The sequence below is a fragment of the Microvirga sp. P4_G7 genome (assembly GCF_056401005.1).
In genome coordinates, this window is the sequence record NZ_JBFUKD010000079.1 from 1 (window position 1) to 9,257 (window position 9,257).

General features: G+C 62.7%; 8 protein-coding genes. 6 read left to right on the plus strand and 2 right to left on the minus strand.

The window, feature by feature from the left end:
• Positions 1–124: 124 nt before the first annotated feature.
• Positions 125–520: a GtrA family protein gene (locus tag AC1DT3_RS06030; RefSeq protein ID WP_477464343.1), complete on the minus strand. Its 396-nt coding sequence runs from the start codon at positions 518–520 to the stop codon at positions 125–127.
• A 187-nt stretch (positions 521–707) separates the two neighbouring features.
• Here AC1DT3_RS06030 and carB point away from each other — a divergent pair, with 187 nt between their 5' ends.
• From carB to AC1DT3_RS06045, 3 genes are all read left to right on the plus strand, one after another.
• Complete coding sequence (gene carB / locus AC1DT3_RS06035) at positions 708–4,178, plus strand: carbamoyl-phosphate synthase large subunit (protein ID WP_477464344.1); 3,471 nt, start codon at positions 708–710, stop codon at positions 4,176–4,178.
• 106 nt (positions 4,179–4,284) lie between these two features.
• Positions 4,285–4,758, plus strand: coding sequence for a transcription elongation factor GreA (gene greA / locus AC1DT3_RS06040; protein WP_477464345.1), 474 nt, complete (start codon positions 4,285–4,287; stop codon positions 4,756–4,758).
• Between the two features lie 122 nt (positions 4,759–4,880).
• Positions 4,881–5,354 carry a hypothetical protein gene (locus AC1DT3_RS06045; RefSeq protein ID WP_477464346.1) on the plus strand — a complete coding sequence of 158 codons (474 nt, stop codon included), beginning with the start codon at positions 4,881–4,883 and terminating at the stop codon, positions 5,352–5,354.
• On the opposite strand, the gene AC1DT3_RS06050 is transcribed toward AC1DT3_RS06045, so the two are convergent.
• Positions 5,344–5,829, minus strand: a complete 486-nt coding sequence (locus AC1DT3_RS06050) for an Lrp/AsnC family transcriptional regulator (RefSeq protein WP_477464347.1) — start codon at positions 5,827–5,829, stop codon at positions 5,344–5,346. The genes AC1DT3_RS06045 and AC1DT3_RS06050 overlap by 11 nt on opposite strands.
• A gap of 116 nt (positions 5,830–5,945) precedes the next feature.
• Between AC1DT3_RS06050 and AC1DT3_RS06055 the strand changes: the two genes are divergently transcribed.
• From AC1DT3_RS06055 to AC1DT3_RS06065, 3 genes are all read left to right on the plus strand, one after another.
• Positions 5,946–6,959, plus strand: a complete 1,014-nt coding sequence (locus AC1DT3_RS06055; protein WP_477464348.1) for a mitochondrial fission ELM1 family protein — start codon at positions 5,946–5,948, stop codon at positions 6,957–6,959.
• Position 6,960: 1 nt separating this feature from the next.
• Positions 6,961–7,923, plus strand: coding sequence for a thioredoxin-disulfide reductase (trxB, locus tag AC1DT3_RS06060; protein ID WP_477464349.1), 963 nt, complete (start codon positions 6,961–6,963; stop codon positions 7,921–7,923).
• Positions 7,924–8,022: 99 nt separating this feature from the next.
• Positions 8,023–8,913, plus strand: coding sequence for a LysR family transcriptional regulator (locus tag AC1DT3_RS06065; RefSeq protein ID WP_477464350.1), 891 nt, complete (start codon positions 8,023–8,025; stop codon positions 8,911–8,913).
• Positions 8,914–9,257 lie beyond the last annotated feature (344 nt).

Consider the following 9,257-nt stretch of genomic DNA (forward strand, 5'->3'; position numbering starts at 1 on the left):
GAGTTAGGCTCGACGGCGCGTATCGATTCGTATCGCTGCGCGCCGATGACCTCGAAGCCCGCTTTCCGAAGCTTCTCGACACGATTCTCACCGCCGCCAAAATCAATCGAGGCGACGCGGCTTCTTAGGCAAACGTCCAAATCTTGTGAGCGAGGAAGCTCCACAGCATCACGATCCCCGTCGTGACGACTTGGGCCGGAAGGTAGGGCGCACCCAGGGTGATCGTAAAAAGGTGCATGACGAGCCACGTCAGCAGAAAACCGACCGAGGCCACGACCGCGAACCGCCACGTGGCCTCGCGATGGGGCCTGTCGCTCCGATAGGTATGCCGACGATTGAGGGTGTAGGAGACGATTCCGCCAGCTACGTAGCCCGCCAGGGTCGCTGGGACGGGAGAGGCTCCGCCGAGTTCGACCAACCCGATCAGCAGGCCGAAATGGGCGATCGCGGCCGCGACCCCGACCCCGAAAAAGGTCGAAAGCTGCCGTCCGAGGTGGGAAAGGGAGCGAGAGAAGGTCACGTCTCTCCGATAAGGCTTCTGACTGCCGAGGTCACCCCGACTCTCGTCGAAAGCTCCACCGATTCCACTTCCTTTACCGGCACGGCCCGTGTAAGAGCCTCACTCAACCTTCAATCAGATTTCATGCCAGCTGCGCTCGAAGCGCCGCATTATGCGGCCGTGCGGCTGGCTACGCCTGGGTAGCTTCATGCCGAAACGGACAGACATCTCCTCCATCCTCATCATCGGCGCGGGCCCGATCGTCATCGGACAGGCCTGCGAGTTCGATTATTCGGGAACGCAAGCGTGTAAGGCCTTGAAGGAAGAGGGATACCGCATCGTCCTGGTCAATTCGAACCCGGCGACGATCATGACCGATCCCGACCTGGCCGACGCGACCTATATCGAGCCGATCACGCCCGAGATCGTCGCCAAGATCATTGAAAAAGAGCGCCCTGATGCGCTCCTGCCGACCATGGGCGGCCAGACCGCCTTGAACTGCGCCCTGTCGCTCAAGAAGATGGGCGTCCTGGAAAAATACGGCATCGAAATGATCGGCGCGACGGCGGAAGCCATCGACAAGGCCGAGGACCGTCAGCTTTTTCGCGAGGCGATGACCAAGATCGGCCTCGACACGCCGCAATCCCGCCTCGCCAACGCCTCCGCCCTGAAGAAGGCGGACCGCGACGCCCATCTCGCCGAAGTGGCGAGAATGGAAGCGCTCGACATCCATCCCGGCGACAAGAAGCGCATGATCGCCGGGTACGAGCTCAAGTGGAGCGCGGGCGAGAACGAGCGCCGCAAGCGCTATCAAGAACACGCCATGGGCGAGGCCCTGATGGCGCTGTCCGAAGTAGGCTTGCCGGCCATTATCCGCCCGTCTTTCACCATGGGCGGCACCGGCGGCGGCATCGCCTATAACCGCGACGAGTTTCTCGACATCGTCGAACGCGGTCTCGATGCATCGCCGACGAACGAGGTGCTGATCGAGGAGAGCGTTCTCGGCTGGAAGGAATACGAGATGGAGGTSGTSCGCGACAMMGCGGACAACTGCATCATCGTCTGTTCGATCGAGAACATCGACCCGATGGGCGTCCACACCGGCGATTCGATCACCGTCGCCCCGGCGCTGACGTTGACCGACAAGGAATACCAGATCATGCGCGACGCCTCGCTGGCGGTTCTGCGCGAGATCGGTGTCGAAACGGGCGGATCCAACGTGCAGTTCGCGGTCAACCCCGAGAACGGCCGGATGATCGTGATCGAGATGAATCCGCGCGTATCGCGGTCGTCGGCACTGGCCTCCAAGGCCACTGGTTTTCCGATCGCGAAGGTCGCTGCGAAACTCGCCGTGGGCTACACGATGGACGAGATCGCCAACGATATCACCGGCGGTGCGACCCCCGCGTCGTTCGAACCGACCATCGATTACGTGGTCACCAAGATTCCGCGTTTCGCCTTCGAGAAGTTTCCCGGCGCAGAACCGACGCTCACCACCGCCATGAAATCGGTCGGCGAGGCGATGGCGATCGGGCGCACCCTCCCCGAATCGCTTCAGAAGGCGCTGCGCTCGTTGGAGACTGGTCTGACCGGCCTCGACGAAATCGAGATCGAGGGCCTCGGCAAGGGCGATGACCGGAACGCCATCAAGGCGGCGCTTGGAACACCGACGCCCGACCGGTTGCTGAAAGTCGCGCAAGCGCTCCGCCTCGGCGTGAGCCACGACGAAGTCTACGAGAGCTGCAAGATCGACCGCTGGTTCCTGGAGCAGTTGCAGGACATCGTCGATCTCGAAGCGAAGGTGAAGAAATTCGGACTTCCCGAAACGCCGGGCGCCTTCCGCCATTTGAAGGCCATGGGTTTCTCCGATGCCCGCCTCGCCGTTCTCGCCGGCAAGTCGGAAGCAGATGTGCGGATCCTGCGTCGTTCGCTTTCCGTGCGCCCGGTGTTCAAGCGCATCGATACGTGCGCTGCCGAATTCGCTTCGCCGACCGCCTACATGTACTCGACCTACACCGCGCCCTTCGCCGGCAAGCCGGCGGACGAAGCGCGCCCGTCCGACGCCAAGAAGGTCATCATCCTCGGCGGTGGACCGAACCGAATCGGCCAGGGCATCGAGTTCGATTATTGCTGCTGCCACGCGTGCTTCGCGCTGAAGGACGCCGGTTACGAGACCATCATGGTCAATTGCAATCCGGAAACGGTGTCGACCGATTACGACACGTCCGATCGCCTCTATTTCGAGCCACTGACCCAGGAAGACGTGCTCGAGATCATCGAAACCGAGCAACAGAACGGCACCCTCCACGGCGTCATCGTTCAGTTCGGCGGCCAGACCCCGTTGAAACTCGCCCACGCCCTCGAGGAAGCGGGCGTGCCGATCCTCGGGACCTCGCCCGACGCCATCGATCTCGCCGAGGACCGCGACCGCTTTAAGCGTCTTCTCGACAAGCTGCACCTCAAGCAGCCGAAAAACGGCATCGCCTATTCGGTCGAGCAGAGCCGCCTGATCGCCGCCGATCTCGGATTGCCCTTCGTCGTGCGTCCGTCCTACGTGCTCGGCGGCCGCGCCATGGCGATCATCCGCGACGAAACGCAGTTCGAGGATTATCTCCTCGGCACCCTGCCGAGCCTGATCCCTTCCGACGTCAAAGCGCGCTATCCGAACGACAAAACCGGCCAGATCAACACGGTCCTCGGCAAGAACCCGCTTCTCTTCGACCGCTATCTCTCCGATGCGATCGAGGTCGACGTGGATTGCCTGTGCGACGGCAAGGACGTGTTCATCGCCGGCATCATGGAGCACATCGAAGAGGCGGGCATCCACTCCGGCGATTCCGCCTGCTCGCTGCCGCCCCGCTCGCTGTCTCCGGAAATCCTGGCCGAACTGGAGCGCCAGACCACGGGCCTGGCGCTGGCGCTCAACGTGGGCGGACTGATGAACGTCCAATATGCCATCAAGGACGGCGACATCTACGTGCTCGAAGTCAATCCACGGGCCTCTCGTACCGTGCCGTTCGTCGCCAAGGTGATCGGCGAACCAGTGGCGAAGATCGCAGCTCGCGTCATGGCCGGTGAGAGCCTACTAAAGTTCGGCCTGGCCCCGAAGGAGTTGGCCCATATCGGCGTGAAGGAGGCAGTCTTCCCGTTCGCCCGCTTCCCCGGCGTCGACGTCCTGCTCGGTCCGGAGATGCGCTCGACCGGCGAGGTCATGGGCCTCGATCGCAGTTTCGGCGTGGCTTTCGCCAAGAGCCAGCTCGGGGCCGGCAACGCGGTCCCGAAAACCGGCACCCTGTTCGTCTCCGTGCGCGACAAGGACAAAGGCCGCATCCTGCCGACCATCCGGATGCTGCAGGATCTCGGCTTCCAGATCCTCGCGACCACGGGAACGCAGAAATTTCTTGAGGAAAACGGGGTCAAGGCCACGCGGGTCAACAAGGTGCTGGAAGGCCGCCCCCATGTGGTCGACGCCATCAAGAACGGCGATATCCAGCTGGTCTTCAACACGACCGAGGGGGCTGGAGCCTTGTCGGATTCGCGCAGCCTTCGGCAGGCTGCCCTCTTGCATAAGGTGCCCTACTACACCACTCTTGCAGGTGCGATCGCGGCGGCCGAAGGGATCAAATCCTATCTCGACGGCGATCTCGAGGTGCGAGCGCTTCAGGAATACTTTGCCTGAGACTCGGGCCGTTATTGGAACTGCGAAGCTTCAAAGAAGTTTTCGTTGATTAGCGGGGGCGTCGGAAACGACGGCCTCGTCTCTCTTTTTGTGGACGAGACGAACGATGGACAAGGTCCCTCTGACGATCAAGGGCTACGCCCAGCTCGAAGAAGAACTCAAGCAGCGCCAGCAGGTGGAGCGCCCCCGGATCATCCAGGCGATCTCCGAAGCCCGCGCGCTTGGCGATCTGTCGGAGAACGCCGAGTACCACGCCGCCAAAGAGGCTCAATCCCTCAATGAGGGCAGGGTTCTGGAGCTGGAGAGCTTGATTTCCCGCGCCGAAGTCATCGACGTGACCAAGCTTTCGGGCGATCGCATCAAGTTCGGCGCCATCGTGAAGCTGTTCGACGAGGACACCGAGGAAGAAAAGACCTATCAGATCGTCGGCGAACCCGAGGCTGACGTTCGATCGGGGCTCGTCTCCGTCTCCTCGCCCATCGCGCGCGCGCTCATGGGCAAGACCGTCGGCGATACCGTCGAGGTCTCGACACCCGGCGGTGGAAAATCCTACGAAGTGGTGGGCGTTCAGTTCGGCTGACGCCCTATATGCGAGAGGAGGTGACTGCAATGGAACACGATCCCATGACTTCCTCCCTCTCTCGAACTTCCCTCCAATCTCGAACTCCCCTCCTCTCTCGACGACGGCTCCTGGCGGCCGGATTGGCGTCGTCGCTGGTCCTCGCCGGCTGCACGACAACCGGCACCGGCTCCGACGCTTTTCCGCAATACTTCTCGTCGATCTCGGTCGACATCACACCTCTGCGGGAAAAGGGTCTCGGCCCCTTCGCCGACCTGATCGGCGCGGCGACTCTCGACGAGATGCGCAGGCGCTTCGCCGATCGCATGGACAAGAACGGCCCGCGCCTCGTGGTGCGCCTGACGAGCGTTGCGATTTCGGCCTTTCCCGACGGCGGCGGCGAAAACTGGCGCGGTCGCGGCGGTGGGGGTGGCGGCACGGATTCTCTCGACGGGGAAGCCTTGGCGCTCGGTCGAAACGGCGAGATCATCGCCCGTCATCCGCAGCTCGCGGTGCTCGCCGTCAACCGGTCGATCCTGGATCCGGACGAGCCGGGCCGTGCCGTCGCGCTCGGGCGCGCCTACGCGCAGTGGCTTCGCCGTCAGCTCATCCGCTGACGGGCGCCGCGTCTTCCAAAGGCACCAGCGGCTCATCCTTGACCAGATCGAGCGTCAGAGCCGTCCGCACATTGCGGACATTGGCGAGCGCCGTCAGATCGGACACGAAGTTCTGGAATGCGGCGAGGTTGGGCGCGACGCATTTCAGGATGAAGTCGATGTCGCCGGACAACGTCCAGCACTCGCGCACCATGGACCAATCCCTGATGCGCTTTTCGAACTCGTTGAGTTCCTTCTTACCTTGGACATCGAGCTGCACCATCGCGAAACAGACGATCTCGAAGCCCAGAGCCTTGGGATCGAGCATCGCCCGGTAAGCCTTGATGATGCCGGCCTTCTCCAATGCGCGCACCCGGCGCAGGCATGGCGGCGCAGACAAGCCGACCCTGCGCGCCAGCTCCACATTGGTGATGCTGCCGTCGGCTTGCAGTTCCTTTAGAATGGCCCAATCGATGGAATCGAGGCGTCCGCGCACATGACCTCCGGTAAAGGCTCGTCTCGGCTGAGTAGACCGTGTAGAGGGTCTGCACAAGCCGGCACCGCCCCCCGATCCGCAACGTTCTTGATGAACTCCACAGGCACATTGATCAAATGTTGCGCAATCCTTCAGGCCTCACGTGCTGGGTGCTGACCGACGGCAAGGCCGGTGACGAGCAGCCGGCCATCGGCGTCGCCGAAGCGCTCGGCCTCGATCCTGAAATTCGCCGGGTCGCTCCCCGTGCTCCGTTCTCGTGGCTGATGCCGTGGGGGCCTGTCGATCCGCGCGAACGCCCGGGCGCTCACAACAGCCCGATCGCACCGCCCTTCCCCGATCTCCTGATCGCTTCGGGCCGCCGGTCGGTGCCCTACGTCAGGTTCGTCAAACGCGCCTCGGGAGGAAGGACGTTCACGGTCTTCCTCAAGGATCCGCGCACCGGGTCCAAGACCGCCGATTTCATCTGGGTCCCCCAGCACGACCCCCTGCGCGGCGCCAACGTCCTCGTCTCGCTGACGCCGCCGCACCGAGTCTCGGAGGTCCGCCTGGCCGACGCGCGAGCCAAACCCGATCCCCGACTGTCCACCCTGCCCCATCCACGCGTCGCCGTTCTTGCCGGGGGCGACAGCAGACACCACACTTTCTCCGAGGCCGACCAGGACCGTTTCGTGAGCCAGCTGACGACTCTCGCAGCGGGCGGAGCGACGCTCATGATCACAGCCTCTCGACGGACTCCCGAGGGCCTCAGGAAGGCCCTTGCGGACCTCGTGGACGGGCATGGAGGCTTCTACTGGGACGGGACTGGCCGCAACCCCTACATTGCCCTCCTCGGCCTCGCCGATTCCATCGTCGCCACCGCCGATTCCTTCAACATGATCGGCGAGGCTGCGGTCAGTGGCGTTCCCCTGCTGGTCTTTACCCCTTCCGGTGGGCACCCGAAGCTCGCGGCCTTCATCCAGGGCCTTGAAGCCGAGGGAGTTGTGCATGCTTTCACGGGCCGCCTTGAAGGTCGGCCCTATAAACCCTTAAATTCAACCCCTCACATTGCGGAAGCCATCGCCCAAGGCTTGGCCCGCCATCGCCGCACTCTCGGCTTGCCGGAGGCGGACTTGTTGCCGGAGACTCTCTAAAATGGCCCACACTCACGCCAGGCTCATGATCATCGGCTCCGGCCCGGCCGGCTACACCGCCGCCATCTACGGTGCGCGCGCCCTGCTCGAACCAGTTCTCGTGTCGGGCTTTCAACCCGGCGGCCAGCTCATGATCACCACCGACGTGGAGAATTATCCGGGCTTCGCCGACGTCATCCAGGGGCCCTGGCTGATGGAACAGATGCGGATGCAGGCGGAACATGTCGGAACGCACATGGTCTCCGACCACATCGTCAAGGTCGACCTGAGTCAGCGTCCGTTCCGCCTGGAGGGCGATTCCGGAACGACCTATAGCAGCGACGCCCTGATCATCTCCACGGGTGCCCAGGCGAAGTGGCTCGGATTGCCGTCGGAGGGTCAGTTCCAGGGCTTCGGCGTCTCGGCTTGCGCCACGTGCGACGGTTTCTTTTTCCGCGGCAAGGAAGTCTTCGTCATCGGCGGCGGCAATACGGCCGTGGAAGAAGCCCTTTATCTCGCCCATCTGGCAAGCAAGGTCACCCTCGTGCATCGCCGCGACACCCTGCGGGCCGAAAAGATCCTGCAGGATCGGCTGTTCAAGCATCCCAACGTGAACGTGATCTGGAACAACGCTGTGGAGGAAATCTGCGGCAGCGAGGATCCCTCCTCGGTGACCCATATCCGGCTCAGGAACCTGCTTTCGGGCGAGATCACGTCCCACCCGACGCACGGCGTTTTCATCGCGATCGGACACAAGCCATCGACGGAGCTTTTCGTCGGCCAGCTCGACATGAAGCCCGGCGGCTATCTGCAGACGAAGCCCGGATCGACGGCGACGAATATTCCCGGCGTGTTCGCCGCGGGCGACGTCGCCGACGACATCTACCGCCAGGCGGTCACCGCCGCGGGCATGGGATGCATGGCGGCGCTGGAAGCGGAGCGGTACCTGGCAGCCCTCGAAGAGACGCGGGAAGCTGCCGAATAAAGACGACGAGTCGGGCAGAATTCCTATGGCCTGCGCCCGGCGGGTGATAAGTTACAGATAATCCCGGTCCATCGGAACCCGGGCATCGGGGGGTTCGCCGTGGATTGGGACAAGATCCGGATTTTCTACACCGTGGCCGAGGCCGGGAGTTTCACCCGAGCCGGCGACGATCTGGGTCTGAGCCAATCGGCGGTCAGCCGGCAAATCAGCGCATTGGAACGGGAACTCAAAGCTCCGCTGTTTCACCGCCATGCCCGTGGACTCATCCTGACCGAACAGGGCGATCTGCTCTTCCGCGCCGCGCGCGACATGCGGATGCGCCTCGAGACCACGAAGGCCCGTCTCGTCGATACGAGCGAGCGCCCGTCCGGCGAATTGAAGGTCACGACGACGGTCGGCCTCGGTTCGATCTGGCTGGCGCAGCGCATCGGCGAGTTTCTCGATCTCTATCCGGACGTCCGTGTCGAATTGATTCTCACCAACGAGGAACTCGATCTCGCGATGCGCGAGGCCGACGTCGCGATTCGGCTGCGCCGGCCGGCGCAACCCGACCTGATCCAGCGCCGGCTCTTCACGGTGCATTTTCACGTCTACGCATCCAACGACTACATCAAGCGATTCGGCGAACCGAAGACGCTCGAAGATCTCGACGAACATCGCATCATCTCATTCGGAGGCGATCAGCCGTCCTATCTGATGTCGGTTCACTGGCTGGCATCGGCGGGGCGTGAAAATGTCGAGGCGCGGCAGTATCATTACGTGGTCAACAACATCACCGCCTTGAAAATCGCCGTGGAAACCGGTGCCGGGATCGCCGTGCTGCCGGACTACGCCGCCGTCGGAAATCCAAACCTGACCCAGATCCTGCGCGACGTCGAAATGCCGTCGCTCGACAGCTATCTCGTCTATGCGGAGGAAATGCGCTCGGTTGCTCGCGTCCAGGCGTTCAGGGATTTCCTGATCAGTCGCGCACAGCGTTGGACTTTCTGATCCGACGCAGTCGCATTTTCCAGGAAGATCGTCCGCTTTCGAAAGCCAAGCTCGATGGCTTTCCCTTATTTTGGTTGCCCCAGCGACAAGCCATGCGCTGAGCGCAGCCCTTTCATGAGGCATGCTGCGTTGCAAAAGGGCACGATGCGGTCGATATGAGCATTGGCTGATTTCAACGCGGCACCGCTACTTCCTCCCAGCGTTGCCGTGTCGGCCGTTCCCTCTGGAAGGTTCTCGACATCTGTCGGAACTTTGACTTTGCCGGGCCTTTGGCCCGGCTTTTTTTTGCCTAGTCGGCACCTGCGCCTTGACCCGGCTTTTTTGCCTGGCCGGCACCTTACGCC